Genomic DNA, 22,844 nt, shown 5'->3' with positions numbered 1-22,844 from the left:
GTTCCCTCAGCGCCAGCTGTCCTGGCCCAGTTCATTCACGCGCTGGCTCAGGTCGTGGCGCACTTCGCGAATCTGCCGCTCGTCCTGGGTTTCCAGCACACGCTGAAAGTGCGCGGCCCAGGCCCCGACCCTCTCGCGCAGCTCGCCCAGGCTTTCCTGGTACAGGCGCTCCAGGCGCGCCAGCAACAGGGTGTTGGGCTGCTGATCACGCGGATGGGTCTTGAGCTCGGCCAGCGCCACCAGACGCTCGCGAATTTCGTCAGGGCTGAGCACGCCGGGGTTGTTCTCGATCACCAGCGCGTGCTGATCGCCGGTCAGCGGGATGCTCACCTGGGCCTCGAGGATGCCGTTGATGTCGTAGGTGAAACGCACCTCCAGCGCCACCTCGCCGGCCTTGCGCCTGGGCACCGGAATCTCCAGCACGCCCAGCAGCACGTTGTCCTTGACCAGCCGGCTCTCGCCCTGGAACACCTTGACCAGCACCTGCTCCTGCTGGTCGCTCACGGTGTACACGGTCTGCACCCGGCTGACCGGCACCACGCTGTTGCGCTCGATGATCGGCAGGTAGTGGCCGCTCTCGTGGCGTTCGCCGAACTGGCGCACGGTTTCCATGCCCAGGGTGTAGGAACACACGTCGGTCAGCACCACTTCTTCGAGCGCCGCGTCGCGGGCCTTGAGGGCGGCCTGCACCGCGGCGCCATGGGCCACCACTTCATCGGGGTTGAGGCTGATGGAGGGGAAGCGCCCGAACAGCCCGGCAGCCAGCTTGCGCACCAGCGGCATGCGCGTGGTGCCGCCCACCAGCAGCACCTCGTCAAGGTCCGAGGCGCGGATGCGGGCATCGCGCAGGGCACGTTCGATCGGGGCGCGCAGGCGCGCCAGCAGCGGCGCGAACAGATCGGCCATGGCGTCCTGGGTATAGCTGTGGCGCCATTCACGCCCGTCCAGGCGCACCACGAACTCGGCCTCCTGCGCCTGCCCAAGCTGCTTGCGCACGCGCTCGGCCTCGCGGCGCAGCGGTTGCAGCAGCGACTCGACACCCGGGAACCCCTGACCTTGCTGGCTCTGCACGAAGTGTTCGAGCAGCACCTGGTCGAAGTCTTCGCCGCCCAGGTAGTTGTCGCCAGCGCTGGCACGTACCTCCATCACGCCCTCGAACAGCTCCAGGATCGACACGTCGAAGGTACCGCCGCCCAGGTCGAAGACCAGGAACGAGGTTTCCTTGTCACGCTGGTGCAGGCCGTAGGCAAGCGCAGCCGCCGTGGGTTCGTTGATCAGCTTCTCGACCCGCAGGCCCGCCAGTTCGCCGGCCACGCGGGTGGCCTTGCGCTGGGCATCGCTGAAATAGGCCGGCACGCTGATCACCGCTTCCGTGACCGGCTCGCCGAACGCCCGTTCGACGTCTTCCTTGAGGCTCTTGAGCACCAGCGCCGAGAGTTCTTCGGGCCGGTACGAACGCCCGCCCAGAGGCACTTCCTGGTTGCTGCCCATGTAGCGCTTGAACAGCGCCGTGGTCTGTTTGGGATGGGTGTGCAGCCGCTCACGCGCCGCCTGGCCGACCAGTACTCGGCCCTCGTCGTCGAGCCCGACCACGCTGGGGGTGAGCAGTTGGCCAAGGGCGTTGGGCACCAGTTCAGAGGCGCCATGCCGCCAAATGGCCACCAGACTGTGGGTCGTTCCCAGGTCGATACCGACGATCATCAGCGAGTTTCCCTCTCAACAAATCAGAGGCCGATGGTACTTGAGGTGCCTGGGTTCAGGCCACTGCCATCACTCGCGGCGATCGTGCTCCCCGGTTCAGAAGCCCATGCTGAAGCTCAGCGTCACGGCATGGTCGCGGGTGTCGCTGGAGAGCTGGCCCGAGTACCCCAGGCCAAGTTTGCCCGCCTTGCCGACCGACATGTCCAGCCCTGCCTCGACCACCGCGCTGTCACGTGCGATCGGTACGCCCTGGGTGGTAAAGCCGGCGCCGCCCTCGATGAAGCGCAGGTCTGCGTCGGGCTTGGTATCACCCAACGCGTGCCGCCAGCCGAGGCTGCCGCGCGGGGTCAGGGTGGTGCCGTTGGCCAGGATGAACGCCTTGCCTGCACGCAGGCCCACGGTGGAGAAGGTGATGTCCTGGTCGGCGTTGGCCTTGAGCCGCGCCGCGCCGCCCTTCTCATGCGCGGTGTCGCTGTCGTAGTTGACGTAGGCCAGGCCCGCGAACGGTTCCAGCGCCACACCGCCGGCATCGATGGCGTAGGCCACTTCACCGAATACCTGCGCGGTGCGCGCCTTGTACTTGGCCTTGAGGCGGTCGTCATAGGTGCCGATGGTCACGTCACGTTTGCTCTCGATGTTGTGCCAGCTGTACGCCGCCCCCATGCGCGCCGAGAAGGCCTCGAGCTGGTAGCTCAGGTACGTTGCCAGGTGGTAGCTGTCGATGCTTGCATCCGAACGGCGCTGCTTGGCGTCCAGGTCGCTGCGGGTATAACCGGCAGCCACACCGACACGCCAGGCATCGTCCAGGCTGCGGTCGACCCCGAGCAGGAAGCCTTCCAGGTTGCGGTCCAGGCGGGCGCTGTTGCTGTTGCCGTCCATGTCGCCCCAGGTGCCCAGTGCCCGCGCCCACCCCACGGCCTCGTCCTGGCAACCCTGGCTGGTGAGCTGGCTGTTGCTCGGTGCCAGGACCTGGCGCGGGTCGTCCTCACGGCTGCAGCCGGGTTGACGCATGCGATCGTTGACCGCTTCACGCAGGTAGCGCGAGTCTTCGATCAAGGCACTGGCGGTGCTGGCATGGATCTCGCCCGACAGGCTGTCCAGCGCCGCCTGAACGCCGCCGCGGTTCTGCGCCATGACCGCGCCCAGGACGGCTGCCGGCGCCCCGCTGCTGCCCAGTGCGCCTGCCACGGCCTGCTGGTTGGGCGTTACGGCCACACTGGCGAGGGTGGTGTCATTGCGGCTGACGGTCACCCCGACCTGGTTGTTGCCGTAGTTCAGGGTGGTGTCGTAGAACGGCGTGTCCGGCAGTTTCACGGTGGTGAACGTACCGTTCACCCCGCCGCCGGCGGTGACCACGGCGTACTGCGCACTGCCCGAGGCCGGTGCGGAGTTGAGCACCACCAGCGTACCGCCCAGGTTCGCCGTACCGCCCACCGTCAGGCCGCTGCTGGCCGGGTTGCCGACCACCACGCTGAGCGTACCGCCCGGGCTGTTGGTGAAGTTGCCGCTGACGGTGAGGCCACTGGCCGGGTCAGGCTGCACCCCACCGCCGTTGACCAGCGAGGCCACGCTGCCATTGCCGCTGAGCGCGCCACCGGCCCCCACCGTGACCTGTGCACCCAGCACCGTGCCCGGGTTGGCGGCGTTGCCTACCTGCAGCAGGCCCTGGTTGACGGCCAGCTTGCCGCTGAAGGGTTGGTTGCCGGTCAGCAGCAGGCTGCCGTTGCCCTGCTTGATGGCGCTGCCGGTGCCGCTGAGCACACCGCTGAAACGCCCGTTCGCGTCCTGCTGGAACACCAGCATGGCGTTGTCGACGATGCTGCCCTGCAGGCTGGTGGTGTCACCTACCAGCGTGCCGCCGCTGACCTTGGTGCCGCCGGTGTAGGTATTGGCGCCACTGAGGATCAGCGTGCCGGCATCGAGTTTTTCGATGCCGCCTGTGCCCACCAGCGGTGCCGAGATCTGCGTGCTCGCGCCCGCATTCACGCGCACGGCCGCCAGGGCTCCATCGGCCGCGTTGACCGGGGCCAGGCTGCCCCCGGTGCCGGCCACCAGTTGATAGCCGCCCGTGAGGAACTGCAGGCCGGTGAAGGACTGCTTGCCGGCCACGGTGACGGTGCCCGGCTGGCCACCGAACACGCCGAACTGCGCGTCCCAGGCTTCGCTCAGGTTGCCGTTGAGGTCGGTCCAGTTGGTGCCTGGCCCCCAGGTGCCGCTGCCGCCACCGAGGGTGCCATCGGCGTTGCTCTTGCCACCGTTCCAGAACTGCAACTCGCCGGCCGTGCCCTGCACCACCAGGTTGATCTGCTGGGCAATGGCGGTCTGCAGGGTCAGCTGGCCCGGCACGGTGGTGCCTGGCAGCAGGCCGAACAGCAGGCCGCTGTCGGTCAGGTTGCCGCCATAGGTGAACAGCTGGTACACGCCGCTGCCAAAGCCGCCGGCATCGGCAATGTTGAGGGTGCCGTCCAGCTGCAGGTCGCCCGCCACCTTGACCACGGTGGTGGACGCCGCAGCCTGGCCGAGCACCACGTTCAGTTTGCTGCCGGCATCCAGGTTGAGCGTGCCGACGCTGAGTGCCGTGGCACTGCCACCCGCCGCCAGGGTCGCCCCGCTGGCGACGTTGACGGTGCCGGCATAAGTGCCGCTGCCGCCAAGGGTCGCACCGCTGTTGACCTGCACATTGGCACTGGCCAGGCTGCCGTTCACCAGCAGGCTGCCGGCATTCACCGTGGTGTTGCCGGTAAAGCCGCTGGTGCCGGTCATCAGCAACTGGCCACTGCCGCTCTTGACCAGCGTGCCGCTGCCGGTGAGGTTGCCGGTGTAGCTGCCATTGCTGGCCTGCTCGAAGGTCAATGCGGTGTTGTTGAGGATCGCGCCCTGCAGGCTGCGGGTGTTGCCAACGACGCTGCCCGCGTTGAGGGTGGTGCCGCCGCTGTAGGTGTTGGCGCCGGTGAGCAGCAGCTCGCCGTTGCCGTTTTTCACCAGGCTGCCGTTACCGCTGATCACGCCGCTCAGGGCCAGGTCGTTGCTGCCGGCCAGGGTCAGGCGTGCTGCCAGGCTGATGGCGTTGCTCAGTTGCAGGTCGACCGGCCCGTCGAGTGCGGCGTTGCCACCGACCGTGAGCACGCCGTTGCCCAGTGCGCTGTTGTCGCCCAGGGTGAGGCTGCCGGCATTCAAGCGGGTACCGCCCTGATAGGTATTGACGCCGTTCAGGGTCAGGTCGGCCGCGCCGTTTTTCAGCAGGCTGCCGCTGCCGCTGACCACGCCCGTCAGGCTCAGGTCGTTGCTGCCACCCAGGGTCAGTGCCCCATTGAGCACGGCTGCGTTGCCCAGCGTGACCGCCTTGTTGGCGTCCAGCGTGGTGCCATTGGCGGCGGTCAGTGCGCCACTGCCCAGCGCCGTGTCGCTGCCCACCACCAGGGTGCCGCCGTTGAGCTGGGTGCCACCGGTGTAGCCGTTGTTGCCATTGAGCACCAGGGCGCCACCTTCGACCTTGGCCAGGGTACCGCTGCCGTTGACGGCCACGTCCAGCGTTGCGCTGATGCCGGTGCCGATGCGCACGTTGGTGGTGCCCCCGGCACCATTGATCAGCTCCAGTGCATCGCCGGCGAGGGTGTAGCCGTTGCCGAGAAACTGCATGCCATTGACCGTCTGCACGCCGTCCAGGGTGACCGTGGCGCCGGAATTCTGGAACACTGCGAAGGTAGCGTTCCAGCTCTGGTTGAGGGTGCCGCTGGCGTTGGTCCAGTTGTTGCCGGCAGCGCTCCATACGCCGCTGCCGCCGTCGACCGCACCGTTGCCGAGGGTCTGGCTGCCGTCCCAGAACAGCACGTTGTTGTTGGCACCGCCCACCACCAGGTTGACCTGGTTGTTGATGCTGGTCTGCACCTCCAGGGCGCCCGGGGTCACACCGTTCGGCACGCTGCCGACCAGCAGGCCGTTGTCGGTGAGGGCGCCCTGATAATTGATCAGGTGGTACACGCCTGCGCCGAAGCCGCCGATGTCGGTGACGTTGAGCGTGCCGTCCAGGGTCAGGTTGCCGGCCACATCGATCAGGCTCGGGGTACCGACCACCGGTGCGCCCAGCGCTGCATCCAGGTTGGCCCCCGAACCCAGCACCAGCGAACCGATAGTCAGCGTACGGCCGCTGCTGACCGCCAGGTGCCCGCCATTGGCGATGGTAACGGCGCCGCCCAGGCTGCCGCTGCCGCCCAGGGTGGTGCCGTTGTTCACCGTCACGCTGCTGCTGGCCAGGCTGCCGTCGACCATCAGGCTGCCGCCGCTGACGGTCGTGCCGCCACTGAGGGTGTTGTTGCCGCCCAGGGTCAGCGTGTCGCCGCCGACCTTGTCCAGTGTGCCGGTACCGCTGAGCACGCCGCCAAAGGTGCCGCCACCGACTTGCAGGCCGGTGCCTGTCGCGACCTTCACGCTACCGTCGCCGGCAAGCTCAGCCAGGCTGGTGTTGCCGCCCAGATTGAGGGTGGCGCCGCTGCCCAGGTTGAGCTCGGCAGGGTTGCCCAGCGCATTGTTGCCCACGGTGCTGAGGCTGCCGGACAGGATGTTGAGGATGCCGCTGAAGGTGTTGTTGCCACTGAGCGTGAGGTTGGCCAGGCCGTTCTTGTTGAGGATGCCGCTGCCGCTGAGCACGCCCGCCAGGTTCAGGTTGCTGGTGCCGGCCACATCCAGGGTGCCGCCGACGTCCACCGCGTTGGCCACGCTCATGGCGCTGGTATTGGTCAGGGTCGAGGTGCCGTTGACACTCAGGGCGCCCGTACCCAGTGCCCCACCGGTGCCCAGGGTGAGGTCGCCGGTGCCCAGCTGGGTGCCGCCGGTGTAGGTGTTCGCGCCGGCAAGGGTCAGGCCGCCCGTGCCGCTGTGGCTGAGGCCACCGGCACCGCTGATCACACCGGCGAGGGTCAGGTCATTGTTGCCCGGCAGGCTAAGGCCGGCATTGAGCACGATGTCGTTGGCCAGCGACAGTGCACCGCTGTTGACCAGGCTGGAGGCGCCGCTGACGGTGAGCGCTGCGCTGCCCAGTGCCCCGGCGTTGCCGACCGTGAGGGTACCGGCTTGCAGGTCGGTACCGCCGGTAAAGCCATTGGTGGCGTTGAGGGTGAGGTTGCTGGCGCCCTGCTTGATCAGGGTGCCGGCACCATTGACCAGCCCGTCCAGGGTCAGGTCGTTGCTGCCGAGCAGGGTCAGGTCACCGGCCAGGTTGAGTACATTGCTCAGCGTCAGGTCAGTACGGGTGTCCAGTTGCGTGCCCGCCGCCGCGGTGAGGGCGCCTGCGCCCAGCGCGGTGTCGCTGCCCAGCACCAGCTTGCCGGCATTCAGCGCCGTCGGCCCGACGTAGGTGTTGTCGCCGTTGAGCGTCAGAGTGCCCGCGCCGGCCTTGAGCAGGCCGCCAGTGCCGCTGATATCGCCACCGAGCGTGAGAGCATTGCTGCCACCGATGCGCAGTTGGTCGAGCAGGCTCACGTCATTGGCCAGGCTGACCACCGTGTTGCTGTCCAGGGTGGTGCCGGCGGCCGCCGTCAGGGTGCCGCTGCCCAGCGCACTGTCGTTGCCGACGATCAGCGTGCCGCCGTTGAGAGCCGTGCCGCCGGTATAGCCGTTCACGCCATTGAGCACCAGGGTGCCAGTGTCGAGCTTGGCCAGGGTGCCCGTGCCATTGATGGGCAGGTCGAGGGTGGCGGTCACGTTCGGGTCGACCCGCACCGCGAAGCTGCCACTGTTGCCATTGATGGCAGTGAGCTCGCCGCCGGTACCTGCGACCAGTGTGTAGCCATCGGTGATGAACTGCAGTGCGTTGGTGGTCTGGCTGCCTTCCACGGTGACCACACCCGACGCGCCCTGGAACACGGCGAACTGACCGAGCCAGATGTCCTGGACCCCACCGTTCAGCTCGGTCCAGTTGGTAGCGCTGCTGTTCCAGGTGCCGGAGCCGCCCTCCACCGTGCCATTGGGCACCACGCCCGCACCGTCCCAGAACTGCACAATCAGGTTGGGCGAGTTGATCAGCAGGTTGACCTGCCCGGCGATGGCGGTCTGCAGTTGCAGCTCGCCCGGTGTCACGCTGCCCGGCAGGCTGCCCAGGCTCAGTGCGTTGTTGACCAGCGAGGTGTAGTCGAACAGGCGATAGATACCATTGCCCAGGCCACCGTCATCGGTGATGTTCAGCGTACCGTCAAGGGTCAGGGTGCCGGCCACCTTGAACAGCGAGGTGGCGCCGGTCACCGGTGAGCCCAATGCCACGTCGATGTTGGCGTTCGGTGCCAGCACCAGCGAACCGAGGCTCAACTGGGTCCCGCTGGTGCCGGCCAGGTGCCCGCCGTTGCCGATGCTGACCAGCCCACCGAGGCCACCACTGCCGGTGAGGGTCGCGCCGTTGGTGACCGTCAGGCCGCCGCCATTCAGGGTGCCCGACACGTTGAGCGTACCGGCACTGACCTGGCTGGTGCCACCGAGGGTACTCACCCCGCTGAGCTCGAGTACGCCGCTGCCCACCTTGTTCAGCCGGCCAAAGCCGACGAATGCACCGGCGAACACGCTGTCCAGGTTGGTACTGCCCAGGCTCAGCGTGTTGCCCAGCGCGATGTTGGTGGTGCCGCTGCCAGTCAGTGCGCCGATGCTGGTGTTGCCGTTCAGGTTCAGGTCGGTGCCGCTGCCCAGGTTGACACTGGCGGGGTTGCCCAGTGCGTTGGCATTCAAGGTCGTCACCATGCCTTGGGCGATATCGAGTGTGCCGCTGAAGGTGTTGTTGCCGAACACCACCAGTTCCTGGGCGCCGGCCTTGATCAGGTTGCCTGTACCGCTGATGAGCCCGCCCAGGGTCAGGTTGCTTGCGGTGTCGAGGGTCAGGTCGCCGTTCACCACGATGGTATTCATCAGCGCAATCGACTGGGTGTTTTTCAGGGTGCTGGTGCCCGTGGCGGTCAGGGCGCCGCTGCCCAGCGCAGCGTTGTTGCCGACGGACAAGGTGCCGCCACTCAGTGCGGTGCCACCGCTGTAGGTGTTGACGCCGCTCAGGGTCAGGTTGCCGGTGCCGGCCTTGATCAACTGGCCGTTGCCGCTGATTGCGCCGCTCAGGCCGAAGTCGTTGCTGCCGTCGACGGTGAGGTTGGCGTTGAGGCCGATGCGGCTGTTCACCACCACTGCGCTGTCGCCACTGCTCAGGGTCGAGGCGCCGGTGACCGACAGCACGCCGCTGCCCAGCGCGTTGTTGTTGCCGAGCACCAACGTGCCGGCAGTCAGGAGGGTCTCGCCGGCGTACAGGTTGCTGGCGTTGAGGGTCAGGGTCGCAGCGCCGCTCTTGGTCAGGTCGCCGGGGCCGGTGATCACCCCATCGAGGGTCAGGTCGGCCGTGCCGCCGATGTTCAGGTTGCCGACGATATCCAGCGCATTGCCGAGCACCACTGCGGTGCTGGCATCCAGCGTGGTGCTGGTGCTGGTGCGCAGGGTGCCGACGCCAAGGGCGCTATCGCTGCCGACAATCAGCGTGCCGGCACCCAGCAGGGTATCGCCCTGATAGGTATTGTTGCCGCTCAGGGTCAGGTCGCCGGTACCGCTCTTGACCAGGCCACCCGCGCCACTGATTACGCCTGTCAGCGCCAGGTTCTGTGCACCGATCAGGCTCAGGCTGCCGGTCAGTTCCAGGGCGTTGGCCAGGGTCAGTGCGGTGCTGGTGTCCAGCGTGGTCGCACCGGCAGCGGTCAGCGTGCCGCTGCCCAATGCCGTGGCCGAGGTCAGCAGCAGGCCGCCCGCATTCAGCGCCGTGCCGCCTTCGTAGGTGTTGTCGCCACTGAGGGTCAGCACACCGGCCCCCGTCTTGATCAGGCCGGCGGTGCCGCTGATGTCGCCCCCCAGGGTCAGCGCGGTGCTGTTGGCCACCGTCAGGTCGGCCCCCAGGCCGATGGCGTTGTTCAGGGCCAGCGCCGTGTTGCTGGCCAGGGTCGAAGCGCCGCTGACCGTCAACGCGCCGCTGCCCAGTGCGGTGGCATCACCCACGGTCAGGGTGCCGGCCTTCAGGGTGGTGCCGCCCTGATAGCTGTTGGCGCCATTGAGGATCAGGTTGCCCGCCCCATGCTTGGTCAGGCTGCCTGCACCATTGACCAGGCCCAGCAGGGTGATGTCGCGGGGGCCACCGATGTTCAGGTTGCCTGCCAGCGACACCGAATTGCCCACGGTGACATCCTGGCTGCTGTCGAGGGTGGTGCCATCCGCGGCCACCAGGGAGCCCAGGCCCAGGGCCTGGTCGCTGCCCAGGATCAGGCGGCCGTCATTGAGCAGCGTGTTGCCCAATTGAAGGTTGATACCCGACAGGGTCAGCGTGGCATCGCCATTCTTGGTCAGCCCGCCGCTGCCGATGATATTGCCGGTCAGGGCCAGATCATTGCTGCCAACCACCGTCAGTACACCGGTCAGGCTGATGGAATTGCCCAGCGCAACGGCGCTGCTGGCGTCCAGCGATGTGCCGTTCTGCGCATTCAGTACGCCGCTGCCCAGCGCCGTGTTGCTGCCGACGATCAGCGTGCCGCCGCTCAGAGTGGTGCTGCCCTGATAGGTATTGCTGCCATTGAGGGTCAGGCTGCCCGGGCCGTTCTTGATCAGGCCGCTGGTGCCACCGATGGCCCCCTCGAGCACCAGGTTGCTGGCACCTGTGAAGTTCAGGTTGGCGCCCAGGTTGATCGCGTTGCCCAGGGTCATGGGGCTGCTGGTGGCCAGCCTGGAAACGCCAGTCACGTTCAGCGCGCCGCTGCCCAGCGCCGCGCTGTTGCCCAGCGTCAGGGTACCGCCGCCGACGGTGGTGCCGCCCTGATAGGTGTTGGCGCCATTGAGGGTCAGGTCGCCGCTACCGGTCCTGTTCAGCGAGCCGGTGCCGCTGATCACCCCGCCCAGGGTCAGCGCGTTGCTGCCAGGCAGGCTCAGTGCCGCCGTCAGTTGCACGGCGTTGGCCAGCACCAGTGGCACCGTGCCTTGCAGGCTGCTGTTGGCCGTGACGCTCAGGGCACCGGTGCCCAGCGCCGCAGCGCTGGCCAGCGACAGCACACCGCCATTGAGGACGGTGCCGCCAAGGAAGGTGTTGGCTGCATTCAGGCTCAGGGTGCCTGCGCCCGTCTTGGTCAGCCCGCCCGTACCGCTGACGATGCCGTTGAGGGTCAGGTTGTTGTCGCCGATGAGGCTGAGGCCACCGGCGCTCACACCGATGGCATTGCCCAATGACAGGTTTGCCGCCCCCGCACCAAGCGCACCGCCATTGACGGCGATGGTGCCGCTGCCGAACGTCGAGGCATTGTCGAATACCAGTGCACCGCCGTTGAGGCTGGTGCTGGTGATCCCGGTCAATGCGCCGGACAAGGTCCAGGTACCGCTCTGCACCACCAGGTTGTTGAAATTGACGTAGTTGGCCGCAGAAATCGCGCCGTCGCCGGTGGTGCCCGTCCCCCCGCCAATGGCGTTCTGCAGCGCCAGGGTATTGTTGCCGCCGGCGCCGCCATCGACCAGCCCGGTGGGGGCGTACAGCAGGTCGATGCTGGCGACCCCCAGGTTGACGCCGACACCCGCGCCCGCGCTGACACTGGAACCTGCAATCGCGTTGAAGCGGTTGGTGGAGTTCGCCCCCATCGACACACCACCGGTGATCGTCCCACTGTTGGTGAAGGTGTTGCCAGTGGTCGTACCCGATGCCTGGAACGCCACGCGGCCGGTAATGGTCCCGGTGTTGGTCATGTTGACACTGCCGCCGCCATACACCGCGACCACCGGGGCGTCAGCGGCCAGCACGCTGACGCCGACGATGTTGGAGGAGCCGATGCTGCCGTTGTTGAGCAGCGTGGTCACACCCCCGCTGCCGTTCTGCACACTCAGGGCCAGGCCGTTGAGGTTGAGCAGGCTGGCGCTGAGCAAGCCGGTGGTGCCTTTGATCACGCCGCCACTGAAATTGGTGATGCTGACCGTACTGGCCGCCGCATTGCCGATCTTCACCCCGGAACTGAGCCCGCCCAGTATCCCCAGGAACGCCGGGTCGATGGTGCCGCGGTTGTTCAGGGTGATGTTGTTGCCGGTCAGGTTCACTGCCGTGCCCAGCAGGGGCGCATTGAGCTGCGAGCCCGCCGCCAGCTCCAGCGTCAGGCCGTTGGTGGCACTGCTATAGGCGTTGGGCAGCCCCAATACCGGCGTGCCGGTACAGGTCACCGTCGAGCCCGCCACCACACAGGCAGCATCGGCCGGCAAACTGAACAGGGTCAACGCAACCCCGGCGGTCGCCAGGCTCACGGCCAGCGACAACGGGCGAACACGGGCGGGCGAAAGGGTGACGGCACGTCTATCCACGGGTGACTCCTTCGTGGATCAGGCGGTTCGGTCCTTAAATGCGTGCCGGCTAGGGGGAAGCCTGGAAACTACACACTAGTGTCGAAAGCCTGACCTTGGCGACTACGGTTCCATTGACTGGAATGTGTAGCCGCTTTCCTGGAGCCCTATAGGAAAGGTCGTACGTCAAATAGTGTTAATACTTTGGCAATAGCCCCCGTGGATAAAGGGCGATGTCAAACTTACAGCGTCAGCCAACCGACGAACGGTCAGGCCACCTCCGGGTCTTCAGCCGGCCAGAACGGCTCGTTGGCCTCCAGCGGGGGCAAGCCGTGGGCGGCGCGCGCGGCGTTGCAGTCGTCGTTGGGCTGGCCATTGACCCAGGCCGCGTCGAACTCGCGGCAAGGGCTGGAGCGCTGGGCGTAGAGCGAGCAATTGACGCCTTTGCCGATTTCCCCTTCCAGGCCGATGCAGCGGCATGGCTTGGCATCGGTACCGATCATTGCCACCCGGGTCGGGTTGATCTGCACCACCAGTTCATCCGGCACGACGCCACCGGCCGAGGTGCATTCACCCCAGAAAAAGGACACACGGAAGTACGCGCAGCAGGCACCGCAAGTCAAACAGGGATTGTTTTCGGACATGATTTGGGGAGGGGGAGAATTATCGTTATAGGGAGAAACCCGGCGATCATTCTATGCTTCGGCGTGGCGTTGAGAAGGGGGGCGGTGAAAGAAATATCGGTGGCCGACGGGTGGACATCGTCGCACCCGTCGCCGGCAAGGCCGACGCCTGCCAGAGTCGGCCTTGCCGGCGACGGCGTATCACGGCGTACGCGGTGGCTTGGCGGCCTTGGGCGCCTCGATGCCATCGGCGCGGAACATCTGGCGGATGCCGCGCACGGCCTGGCGAATGCGGTCCTGGTTCTCGATCAGGGCAAAGCGCACATGGTCGTCGCCATAGTCACCAAAGCCGATCCCCGGCGACACGCACACCTTGGCCTCGGCCAGCAGCTTCTTGGCAAACTCCAGCGAGCCCAGGTGTGCGTACTGTTCAGGGATCTTGGCCCACACGTACATCGAGGCCTTGGGGTTCTCGACCATCCAGCCTGTTTCGTGCAGGCCCTTGACCAGCACGTTGCGCCGCTGGCGGTACTGCTCGGCGATATCGCGCACGCACTGCTGGTCGCCCTCCAGCGCAGCAATCGCCGCCACCTGCAACGGGGTGAAGGTGCCGTAGTCGTGGTAGCTCTTGATCCGCGCCAGGGCGCTGACCAGCTCCGGGTTGCCGACCATGAAGCCGATGCGCCAGCCTGCCATGTTGTAGCTCTTGGACAAGGTGAAGAACTCCACCGCAATGTCCTTGGCGCCCGGCACCTGCATGATCGAGGGGGCTTTCCAGCCGTCGTAGACGATGTCGGCATAGGCCAGGTCGTGGATCACCAGCACGTCATACTGCTTGGCCAGGGCCACCACGCGCTCGAAGAAATCCAGCTCCACGCACTGTGCGGTGGGGTTGGAAGGGAAGCCCAGGATCATCATCTTCGGCTTGGGGATCGACTCGCGGATCGCCCGCTCCAGCTCGTTGAAGAAGTCCACCCCCGGCACCAGCGGCACCGAACGCACCTGGGCGCCGGCAATCACTGCGCCGTAGATGTGGATCGGGTAGCTGGGGTTGGGCACCAGCACGGTGTCGCCATGGTCCAGGGTGGCCAGCATCAGGTGCGCCAGGCCCTCTTTGGAACCAATGGTGACGATGGCTTCGGATTCGGGGTCGATGTCGACCTCATAGCGGTCCTTGTACCAGCGCGAAATAGCCCGGCGCAGGCGCGGGATGCCGCGCGAGGTGGAATAGCCATGGGTGTCTTCGCGCTGCGCGACCTGTACCAGCTTCTCGACGATGTGCGGTGGCGTGGCCCCGTCGGGGTTGCCCATGCTGAGGTCGATAATGTCCTCGCCACGACGGCGTGCAGCCATCTTGAGCTCGGCAGTGATGTTGAAGACGTAAGGGGGGAGACGATCTATGCGCGCAAAGCGGCGCGGCGAACCTTGGTCAGCCATGGTTACCTCGAGGACGTAAGCGCCCGGAACCGTCCGAGCGACGTTGGCCACTGCGGTGGCCGAGGCAGAAGATAGGGCTTGGCGGGGGTGGCTGTAAAGTGGATTTTGCCACCCCTGCCCTGTCGATCAGCCGATGTCGTCGAACGACACCGAGCGCCAGGTAGCCACATCCAGGCCGACCTGGGGTGACATCTGGGGCCCGCGCACGTAAGGGAATGCCTTGCTCACATCCCCCTGATGGACAAAGCGGTGCCCTTCCTCCGACTCGGTCAGCAGCGTGTAGGAATGCCGACGCATGCCTGCGTACAGTGCGTCGTCACGGTCCATCGCGTCCTGCTGCTCGGCAACCTGCTGGTCGCTCAGGCCCAGGCACTTGTGCAGGGTCGCCCCCCAGCGGTTCAGGCAGGTTTCGGCGAAGTGACGCACGATCACACCAGGCTCGGGCACCACCTTGCCGTTGCTTTTGCCATCGGCCGAGGCATTGCCGACCAGCGTGGCATGGCGGCCTGGCAGCGGATAGATATGCGTGCGCGTGTCCGGGTAGGTGGTGGGGATCACACAGGCAAAGCCTTTGGAGCGCTCATCGCGCGAGAAGAACCCGACGTACTCCTTGACGTTGGACTTCAGGTGCAGGCGGTGCGCTTGCAGGTTGTTGATGCCGGGCACCGGGTCGATGGCGAAGATATTCACTGGCACATCGGCCAGCTCCGGGTCTTCGGCCATTGCGTTGGCCAGCATATGGCAGCTGATACCGCCGCGGCTCCAGCCGACGATATTGACCTGACTGGGGATCAGCCCGTCCTTGCGGTACATCTTGATGATCCCTTCCTGCAACTGCTGCGGGGTGACGCCACGGTCGCCGTAGTCGTACTTGCGCCAGAACCAGGAGCCCTCTTGCTTCACGTCCTCGATCGGCACGCCGGCAGACTTGAGGCGATCGTAATCGGCCTCGCTGAGCTTTTCGCGCTGCCAGGTGCAGCGCCCCTTGATCACCTGCAGGGCATGGGCGACGTTCTGTTCCCAGCCGGCGCCGAACAGCGTGCCGGTGAGGCCGTATTCCTTGTTTTCGATGAACAGGTCGTCGGCCTGCAGGTTGCCGCTGCCAGGGCCGTCGATGGCGATCCAGTGCGCGAACTCGCGGCCCTGATCGTTGGCGGCCAGGGTCGAGACCAGTTCGCCGTTCCAGAAATCAGGGTTCTGGTCATCGAAGCGGTGCGAGCCGGTGCCGCAGAAGTACACAGTGAAAACGCTCATGGGCGTGCTCCTTTGAGGTGGGAGCTGCCACGCTAGCAATGCGGGGCGCGGGCATTCAGCAGGGAGTGGTGCCGCGCTGGGAGGGAGTGCCGGTACAAAGAACGCTGCTGCCAGCCTTGTTTGTCCGGCGCCAGTTCGGCATGAATGTTCAGGCAAAAAAAACCCCGGCACCTTTCGGCCCGGGGTCTTTTTTCAGCACATCAGATCAATGCGCGTAGGTCAGCAGCAGTTCGGTCGGCACCTTGGTGTCCAGCGACATCATCACGCTCAACGCAGTGATGGTGAAGATGGAGAACACGAACAGCTTGCGCGCCCACAGGCGATCATCCACAGCCTTGTAGCCGGTCCAGGCCATGTACAGCCAGTACATGCCCATTGCCGCGGCGACGGCCATGTAGCTCATGCCCGCATAACCACCGATGGTCAACATCAGGGTCGCGGCCAGGAACGCCACGATGTACCAGAGGATGTGCTTCTTGGCCACCAGGATGCCACGCTTGACCGGCAATACCGGAATCGAGGCCGCCAGGTAGTCGTTGAAGCGGAAGATCGCAATGGCGTAGGAATGCGGCATCTGCCACAGGCTGAACATCACCAGCAGGGTCAACGCAGCCAGGTCGAAGCTGTTGCTCACGGCGCAGTAGCCGATCACCGGAGGCATGGCACCGGACAGGCTGCCCACCAGGGTGCCGTGCACCGATTTGCGCTTCAGGTACAGGCTGTAGAAACCCACGTAGATGATGAACCCGATCAGGCCGAATAACGCCGCCAGGGCATTGGCCTGCACATACAGCAGGCCGAGCCCGGCCACCCCGAGCAGGGTGGCGTAGGCCAGCGCGATCTTCAGCGAGACCTGCCCCTGAACCATCACACGGTTCTTGGTGCGCTCCATCTTGATGTCGATGTCACGGTCGATGCAGTTGTTGAACACGCAACCGGACGCCACCACCAGCGAAGTGCCAATCACCGTGGCAAGGAACAGCATGAAGTCCACATGCCCTTGCGCGGCAAGGAAGAAACCGCCTGCCACAGAAAGCACGTTACCGAAAATGATCCCCGGTTTGGTGATTTGGATAAAGTGCTTAAAGGACATGCCGTCTTACCTCACTTCGCCATCATGCTGGTGTGGATGCTGAACATGATCCACAGCGACAGGCCGACCAACAGTGCAATCACCAACCCGGTAAACAGGAAGGCGCTGACGTTCTCACGCTGCTCTGGCGAACGGTCCAGGTGCAGGAAGTAGTACAGGTGCACGACGATCTGGATGACCGCAAAGGCCACCACGATCAGGATGGTCATGTCTTTTGGCAAGGTCGGGTACATCACCAGGCCAAACGGGATCAGGGTCAGGATCACCGACAGCACGAAGCCGATTGCGTACGACTTCACGCTGCCGTGGTTGCCCTCGGCGTGCTCGTTATGTGCGTTAGCCATTTACAGAACCCCCAGCAGATAGACAACGGTGAACACGCAGATCCAGACCACGTCCAGGAAGTGCCAGAACAGGCTCAGGCAACCCATGCGGGTCTTGGCGGAGCCGGTGATGCCCTTCTTCTGGATCTGGTACATCATCACCGCCATCCAGATCAGACCACCGGTCACGTGCAGACCGTGGGTGCCGACCAGGGCGAAGAAGCCCGACAGGAAGCCGCTGCGCTGCGGGCCGAAGCCTTCGCTGATCAGCAGGTGGAACTCGTTGACTTCCATGATGATGAAGCCAAGGCCCAGCAGGAAGGTGACGGCCAACCAGGCCAGTACACCGTTCTTGTTGCCCTTGTACATCTGCAGCATGGCGAAGCCGAAGGTGATACTGGAGAACAGCAGCAGCGCGGTCTCGGCCAGTACGTACGGCAGTTCGAAGATGTCATGACCCGACGGGCCGCCGGCAAAATTGCCGGACAGCACCGCGTAGGCTGCGAAGATCGACGCAAACAGGATGCAGTCGGTCATCAGGTACAGCCAGAAACCGAATACGGTCATCTGGCCCGAGTCGTGGTGTTCTTCGTGCCCATGGTCGTGACCATGAGCAGCATCAGCATTGATTACATGACTGGACATTGATTAAACCCGTTCAAACGATTCGACAGGCGCACCGACTGGCGAGCCGGTAGCCAGACCGAGGTGCTTCAGACGCTCACCTTCGATACGTGCCACTTCTTCGGCCGGAACCATGTAGCCCTGGTCGTCACGTGCAGCGTGAGCAACGAAGACAGCGATGGTGCCGATCAGGCCGGCCGCGGCCAACCACCAGATGTGCCAGATGGCAGCGAAACCGAAGACGGTCAACAGCGCGCCCATGTACAGACCGGTAGCGGTGTTGTTCGGCATGTGGATCGGTGCGTACTGGGCCGGAGCCTTGTAAGCGATACCGGCACGCTTGGTTTCGGTCCAGGCATCCAGGCCGACTTTCTCAGGCATGGTGGCGAAGTTGTAGAACGGCGGTGGCGACGAGGTCGACCATTCCAGGGTGTGCGCGTTCCATGGGTCGCCAGTGACGTCCATGTTGTCCTTGCGATCGCGGATCGATACGTACAGCTGGATCAGCTGGCAGGCGATACCGAACAGGATCAGCACGGCACCGACCACGGCCACGTACAGGTACGGTTCCCACGCAGGGTTGTCCGAGTGGTTCAGACGACGGGTCATGCCCATGAAGCCCAGTGCGTACAGCGGCATGAAAGCCACGTAGAAACCGGAGATCCAGAACCAGAAGGCAGCCTTGCCCCACTTCTCGTTCAGGGTGAAACCGAAGGCTTTCGGGAACCAGAAGGCGAAGCCGGCAATGTAGCCGAACACCGCACCACCGATGATCACGTTGTGGAAGTGAGCGATCACGAACAGGCTGTTGTGCAGCACGAAGTCAGCGCCCGGTACGGCCAGCAGTACGCCGGTCATGCCACCGATCGAGAAGGTCACCATGAAGCCCAGGGTCCAGAGTACTGGCGCGGTGAAGCGCAGACGGCCCTGGTAGATCGTGAACAGCCAGTTGAACAGCTTCACACCGGTCGGGATCGAAATCAGCATCGTCGCCAGGCCGAAGAAGGTGTTGACGCTGGCCCCCGAACCCATGGTGAAGAAGTGGTGCAGCCATACGCCAAAGCCCAGTACCGAGATCGCACCCGAGGCGTAGATCATCGATTTGTGGCCGAACAGACGCTTGCCGGTGAACGTGGAGATGACTTCCGAGAACACGCCGAACGCCGGCAGGATCAGGATGTACACCTCAGGGTGACCCCACGCCCAGAACAGGTTGACGTACATCATCGGGTTCCCACCAAGCTCGTTGGTGAAAATGTGGAAGTCCAGATAACGGTCAACCGTCAGCAGTGCCAGGGTCGCGGTCAGGATCGGGAACGAAGCCACGATCAGGATGTTGGCCCAGGTGCAGGTCCAGGTGAAGATCGGCATGTCCATCAGCTTCATGCCAGGGGCGCGCATTTTCAGCACGGTGGCAAGGAAGTTGACGCCCGTCAGCGTTGTCCCCAAACCGGATATCTGTAGCGCCCAGATGTAGTAGTCGACACCGACCCCAGGGCTGTACTGGATACCCGCCAGCGGTGGATACGCCACCCAGCCGGTCTTGGCGAACTCGCCCACGCCCAGGGAGATGTTGACCAGCGCAACGCCGGACACCAGCAGCCAGAAGCTCAGGGAGTTGAGGAACGGGAAGGCAACGTCACGCGCACCGATCTGCAGAGGCAGGGCCAGGTTCATCAGGCCGGTGAAGAATGGCATTGCCATGAAGATGATCATGATCACACCGTGAGCGGTGAAGATCTGGTCATAGTGCTCAGGCGGCAGATAGCCCTCGCCGCCACCCGTGGCCATGGCCAACTGGGTACGCATCATGATGGCGTCGGCAAAGCCGCGCAGCAGCATGATCATCGCGACGATGATGTACATCACCCCGATTTTCTTGTGGTCGACCGACGTCAGCCACTCGGTCCACAAGTAGGTCCACTTGCGGAAATAGGTGATTGCACCAACCAACGCGAGACCGCCGAGCGCGATCATGGCAATGGTCACCATGACTATCGGCTCGTGATACGGGATCGCGTCCAGACTTAGTTTACCGAACATCTTTTACTCCTCTGCCCCAGCAGCTGAATGCATACTCACGTCCATCCCTTCGGCCGCTTCTTTGTGCTCTTTCTTCTCGTGCACCACCGGCTTGCCACGGTTCATGCCTTCGTACTTGTCGACGATGGACTGGAACATGTTTTCCGGGGCAACGCTGTAGAGCGCAACCGGGTTGTTTTCGCTAGGTTTGGTCAGGGCTTCGTAGGTAGCCTTGTCCAGTTGATTCGGCGACTGCTTGACTTCGCTGACCCATGCCTCGAAATCGGCCTGGGAGGTGGCGATGGCCTTGAACTTCATACCGGTGAAACCGGCACCGCTGTAGTTGGCGGAGATCCCGTCGAACTCGGCGTTCTCGTTGGCAATCAGGTGCAGCTTGGTGGTCATGCCCGCCATCGCGTAGATCTGGCCGCCCAGGCCCGGGATGAAGAACGAGTTCATCACGGCGTCGGAGGTCACGCGGAAGTTGACCGGGGTATTGGCCGGGAAGACGATCTTGTTGACCGTGGCAATGCCCTGTTCCGGGTAGATGAACAGCCACTTCCAGTCCAGCGCGACCACGTCGATCTGCACCGGCTTCACGTCGGAATCCAGTGGACGGTACGGGTCAAGCTTGTGGGTGGAGATGTAGGTGACGTAACCCAGGGCGATGATGATCAGCACCGGGATGGTCCATACGGCCACTTCGATCTTGGTCGAGTGCGACCAGTCGGGGGTGTAGGTGGCAGCCTTGTTGGAGGCCCGGTATTTCCAGGCGAACGCGATCGTCATGAAAATGACAGGAATCACCACCAGCAACATCAGGCCGGTAGCGATCAGGATCAGGTTCCTTTGCTCAATGCCGACCTGGCCCTTCGGGTCGAGCAGGGTCCAGTTGCACCCACTGAGTAAAAGCATGCCTAAAAAGGGCAGAATGCCAAACAGTCTGGGGTAACGCTTTTTACTCATCTCACGACCTCTAGAGCAGCTTGCTTCAATGCAATTTGTGTTTTGGTCGCCAACACTTCGTCCTGCCAAGCGTCAGCATTTATGGGATCGAATACGGTCACGCCGGAATTCAGCTGCGGCTGCTCGGCAGAACCGGTGTAGAACGGTGCTTATTATTCTGACTTCGTAGGCAATCGGGCCTGTACACGGACCAATCCATTTGGTGCGGGAAATCACGGGAGGGGGGTCAGCCCGGCATCGCCGCAGGCGATGCTCGTCAGAGTCACGAAAGGGGCCGGAGCTCCTTTAATCCTGCGACTCGCAAGCGGTGCCGAACGGAAATTGGGGGCGATTGTAGTGACGTAACCTGGCTGTGACTATGACTTATTGAGCAACAGTCCTTTACAGGATGTGTAACAATCAACCCTTCAAAATCAGTTTCGCGACAGTTTGTCGCACCCCCGGCTATAGACCTGAAACGCCCGTACAGCAAGGCTCGCACCTTGATTCAGATCAACCCTTGCGCGACATCCGCAGAAAATTCCGAAGCGCTGCGCGCTTGCTTGAACACAGGACTTTTGTCTAACCACGACGACGATTGCGCACGATCCCCAGCGGCACCAGCACGGCCGTCAGCACAAACGCCACCAGTGCCCACTGCGCCAGCGACAACCCCAGCACCGGCGGATACGGCGTGGAACAGAAGCCATCGACCTGGAATACCAGCGGCAGCACCGAGGCCAGCGGCAGGCCGTCGACGATCGGCTGCAGGGTATCGATACCGCAACTGACGGCCGGGTTGGCGAGGATATAGACATGGTTGCCGGCCGCTGCGATGCCGCCGAAGGCGCTGAGCACCACCAGCCCTTCGAACAGCGTCAGGCTGCGACGCCCTGGCATGGCGGCGCCGATGAAGGCGAACAGGGCGATGAACAGCAGTGCGTAGCGTTGCAGGATGCACAGCGGGCAGGGGGCTTCGCCGAGCACGACCTGCATGTACAGGGCGCCGCCGATCAGGGCCAGGCAGATGGCGCCCAGCAGTACCAGAAAGCGCCGTTCCCGATTCAGGCGCTGCGTTTGCTCGTTCATTCCCGTTTCCTTCACTAGTAGGTGGCTCAAGCCAGGGCGCAATTCTACACACCGACCCTGACCACTGGGAGTGAAGGATAAACCGATTAAACGAGGATTAAGGTCAAACGCTTCGCCTTTACTCGAGGCTGGCAGCCGGTCCGAAGAACTCGTAGCGGCTCTGCTGCTCGGGCACGCCCAATCCCTTGAGGTGGCGCTTGACCACTGCCATGAAGCCCTTGGGCCCGAGGAAGTACGCGTCCAGGTCACGCTCGACCGGCAACCACTGCCCCAACTGGTCCATGCTCAGCAGGCCCACGGCATCGGCCGGCGGGCTCACCCCGTCATCCTCGTCATAGCAGTAGAAGCGCTTGAGCTGCGGATGACCCGCCGCACGCTGGTCGACCCAGTCGCGGAACGCATGCACCGCCCCATTGCGCGCGCAGTGGATGAAATGCACCTGGCGCCCGCTGGCCAGTGCAGCATCCAGCATCGCCAGGGTCGGCGTAATGCCTACCCCGCCACTGATCAACACCAGCGGCTTGTCGCTGGCGCTCAGGGTGAAATCGCCGGCAGGCGGGAACAGGTTCAGCGTATCGCCCACCTGCAGGTGCTCATGCAGGAAGCGGGACACCTTGCCGCCGGCCTCGTGCTTGACGCTGATGCGGTACTCACCCGCGTCGCTCAGCGCCGACAGCGAATAGTTGCGCCGGTGCTCCTCACCCTCGATGAACACCTGCAGCCCCAGGTACTGGCCAGGCTCGGCCTGGAGGATCGGGCCGCCATCGACCGGGGCGAAGTGGAACGAGACGATCTCGCTGCTCTCCTGCACCCGCGCCGTCAGGCGGAACCCGCGCGCCCCGCGCCAGCCGCCCACGGCCTCGGCCTTCTGCTGGTACATGCCCTCCTCGGCGCCGATCAGGATATCGGCCAGTTGCTGGTAGGCCGCGCCCCAGGCCGCGATCACTTCAGGGGTGGCGATGTCCTTGCCCAGCACCTCTTCGATCGCGCGCAACAGGCAGGTACCCACGATCGGGTAGTGCTCGGGCAGGATCTGCAAGGCCACATGCTTGTTGATGATCTGCCCCACCAGGCCGCCCAGTTGCTCGAGCTGGTCGATGTGCCGCGCATACATCAGCACGCCATTGGCCAGCGCACGCGGCTGGTCGCCGCTGGCCTGGTTGGCCTGATTGAACAGCGGGCGCACCTCGGGGTACTCGCTGAGCATCAGCTTGTAGAAATGCGTGGTCAGCGCTTCGCCGCCGCTTTCCAGCAGGGGCACGGTGGCTTTGACGATCGCACGGTCTTGGGCATTGAGCATGGGTGAACTCCTGGGCCTTTGGCTTCTAGATGAACTGCCTTGGCTATTTCATGTTTCATGCCAATAATTTATTGCTTAAAAATCAATAACTTAAAAACAAAAGAGTCACAATGACCACAGGC

At 64.3% G+C, this 22,844-nt stretch carries 12 protein-coding genes; all 12 read right to left on the bottom strand.

Annotation, left to right across the window (positions count from 1 at the left end):
• Positions 1 to 6: 6 nt before the first annotated feature.
• Positions 7 to 1,701, bottom strand: coding sequence for a molecular chaperone HscC (locus tag KUO17_RS11265; protein WP_217975641.1), 1,695 nt, complete (start codon positions 1,699 to 1,701; stop codon positions 7 to 9).
• Between the two features lie 96 nt (positions 1,702 to 1,797).
• On the bottom strand, positions 1,798 to 12,033 hold the full coding sequence (locus KUO17_RS11260) for an autotransporter-associated beta strand repeat-containing protein (RefSeq protein WP_217975640.1): 10,236 nt from the start codon (positions 12,031 to 12,033) through the stop codon (positions 1,798 to 1,800).
• A 248-nt stretch (positions 12,034 to 12,281) separates the two neighbouring features.
• Positions 12,282 to 12,656: a YkgJ family cysteine cluster protein gene (locus KUO17_RS11255; RefSeq protein ID WP_217975639.1), complete on the bottom strand. Its 375-nt coding sequence runs from the start codon at positions 12,654 to 12,656 to the stop codon at positions 12,282 to 12,284.
• Positions 12,657 to 12,836: 180 nt separating this feature from the next.
• The gene (alaC, locus tag KUO17_RS11250; protein WP_217975638.1) at positions 12,837 to 14,072 is read right to left on the bottom strand and encodes an alanine transaminase; all 1,236 of its coding nucleotides are present in this window, start codon (positions 14,070 to 14,072) and stop codon (positions 12,837 to 12,839) included.
• A gap of 126 nt (positions 14,073 to 14,198) precedes the next feature.
• A complete protein-coding gene (locus KUO17_RS11245) occupies positions 14,199 to 15,326 on the bottom strand; it encodes a hypothetical protein (RefSeq protein ID WP_217975637.1) in 1,128 nt (375 codons plus the stop codon).
• 205 nt (positions 15,327 to 15,531) lie between these two features.
• On the bottom strand, positions 15,532 to 16,419 hold the full coding sequence (gene cyoE, locus KUO17_RS11240) for a heme o synthase (RefSeq protein WP_043864408.1): 888 nt from the start codon (positions 16,417 to 16,419) through the stop codon (positions 15,532 to 15,534).
• Positions 16,420 to 16,430: 11 nt separating this feature from the next.
• Complete coding sequence (cyoD, locus tag KUO17_RS11235) at positions 16,431 to 16,763, bottom strand: cytochrome o ubiquinol oxidase subunit IV (protein ID WP_217975636.1); 333 nt, start codon at positions 16,761 to 16,763, stop codon at positions 16,431 to 16,433.
• Positions 16,764 to 17,387: a cytochrome o ubiquinol oxidase subunit III gene (gene cyoC, locus KUO17_RS11230; RefSeq protein ID WP_163941191.1), complete on the bottom strand. Its 624-nt coding sequence runs from the start codon at positions 17,385 to 17,387 to the stop codon at positions 16,764 to 16,766.
• Positions 17,388 to 17,390: 3 nt separating this feature from the next.
• Positions 17,391 to 19,409, bottom strand: coding sequence for a cytochrome o ubiquinol oxidase subunit I (cyoB, locus tag KUO17_RS11225; RefSeq protein WP_217975635.1), 2,019 nt, complete (start codon positions 19,407 to 19,409; stop codon positions 17,391 to 17,393).
• A gap of 3 nt (positions 19,410 to 19,412) precedes the next feature.
• Positions 19,413 to 20,354 carry a ubiquinol oxidase subunit II gene (gene cyoA / locus KUO17_RS11220; RefSeq protein ID WP_217975634.1) on the bottom strand — a complete coding sequence of 314 codons (942 nt, stop codon included), beginning with the start codon at positions 20,352 to 20,354 and terminating at the stop codon, positions 19,413 to 19,415.
• 561 nt (positions 20,355 to 20,915) lie between these two features.
• Entirely contained in the window at positions 20,916 to 21,422 is a 507-nt protein-coding gene (locus tag KUO17_RS11215) for a disulfide bond formation protein B (protein ID WP_217975633.1), read from the bottom strand.
• A 118-nt stretch (positions 21,423 to 21,540) separates the two neighbouring features.
• Complete coding sequence (gene hmpA / locus KUO17_RS11210; protein WP_217975632.1) at positions 21,541 to 22,722, bottom strand: NO-inducible flavohemoprotein; 1,182 nt, start codon at positions 22,720 to 22,722, stop codon at positions 21,541 to 21,543.
• Positions 22,723 to 22,844 lie beyond the last annotated feature (122 nt).

The sequence above is a fragment of the Pseudomonas aegrilactucae genome (assembly GCF_019168305.1).
GTDB lineage: Bacteria > Pseudomonadota > Gammaproteobacteria > Pseudomonadales > Pseudomonadaceae > Aquipseudomonas > Aquipseudomonas aegrilactucae.
The sequence above is the reverse complement of the archived record's forward strand: the minus strand, read 5'-3'. Positions and strand labels throughout refer to the sequence as shown.

What these genes read in the sequence shown, in the direction of transcription:
- hmpA (WP_217975632.1), bottom strand. Translation starts at nt 22,722, where the DNA reads ATGCTCAATGCCCAAGACCGTGCGATCGTCAAAGCCACCGTGCCCCTG.
- KUO17_RS11265 (WP_217975641.1), bottom strand. Translation starts at nt 1,701, where the DNA reads ATGATCGTCGGTATCGACCTGGGAACGACCCACAGTCTGGTGGCCATT.
- cyoD (WP_217975636.1), bottom strand. Translation starts at nt 16,763, where the DNA reads ATGGCTAACGCACATAACGAGCACGCCGAGGGCAACCACGGCAGCGTG.
- KUO17_RS11255 (WP_217975639.1), bottom strand. Translation starts at nt 12,656, where the DNA reads ATGTCCGAAAACAATCCCTGTTTGACTTGCGGTGCCTGCTGCGCGTAC.
- cyoA (WP_217975634.1), bottom strand. Translation starts at nt 20,354, where the DNA reads ATGAGTAAAAAGCGTTACCCCAGACTGTTTGGCATTCTGCCCTTTTTA.
- KUO17_RS11245 (WP_217975637.1), bottom strand. Translation starts at nt 15,326, where the DNA reads ATGAGCGTTTTCACTGTGTACTTCTGCGGCACCGGCTCGCACCGCTTC.
- cyoC (WP_163941191.1), bottom strand. Translation starts at nt 17,387, where the DNA reads ATGTCCAGTCATGTAATCAATGCTGATGCTGCTCATGGTCACGACCAT.
- alaC (WP_217975638.1), bottom strand. Translation starts at nt 14,072, where the DNA reads ATGGCTGACCAAGGTTCGCCGCGCCGCTTTGCGCGCATAGATCGTCTC.
- cyoB (WP_217975635.1), bottom strand. Translation starts at nt 19,409, where the DNA reads ATGTTCGGTAAACTAAGTCTGGACGCGATCCCGTATCACGAGCCGATA.
- KUO17_RS11215 (WP_217975633.1), bottom strand. Translation starts at nt 21,422, where the DNA reads ATGAACGAGCAAACGCAGCGCCTGAATCGGGAACGGCGCTTTCTGGTA.
- cyoE (WP_043864408.1), bottom strand. Translation starts at nt 16,419, where the DNA reads ATGTCCTTTAAGCACTTTATCCAAATCACCAAACCGGGGATCATTTTC.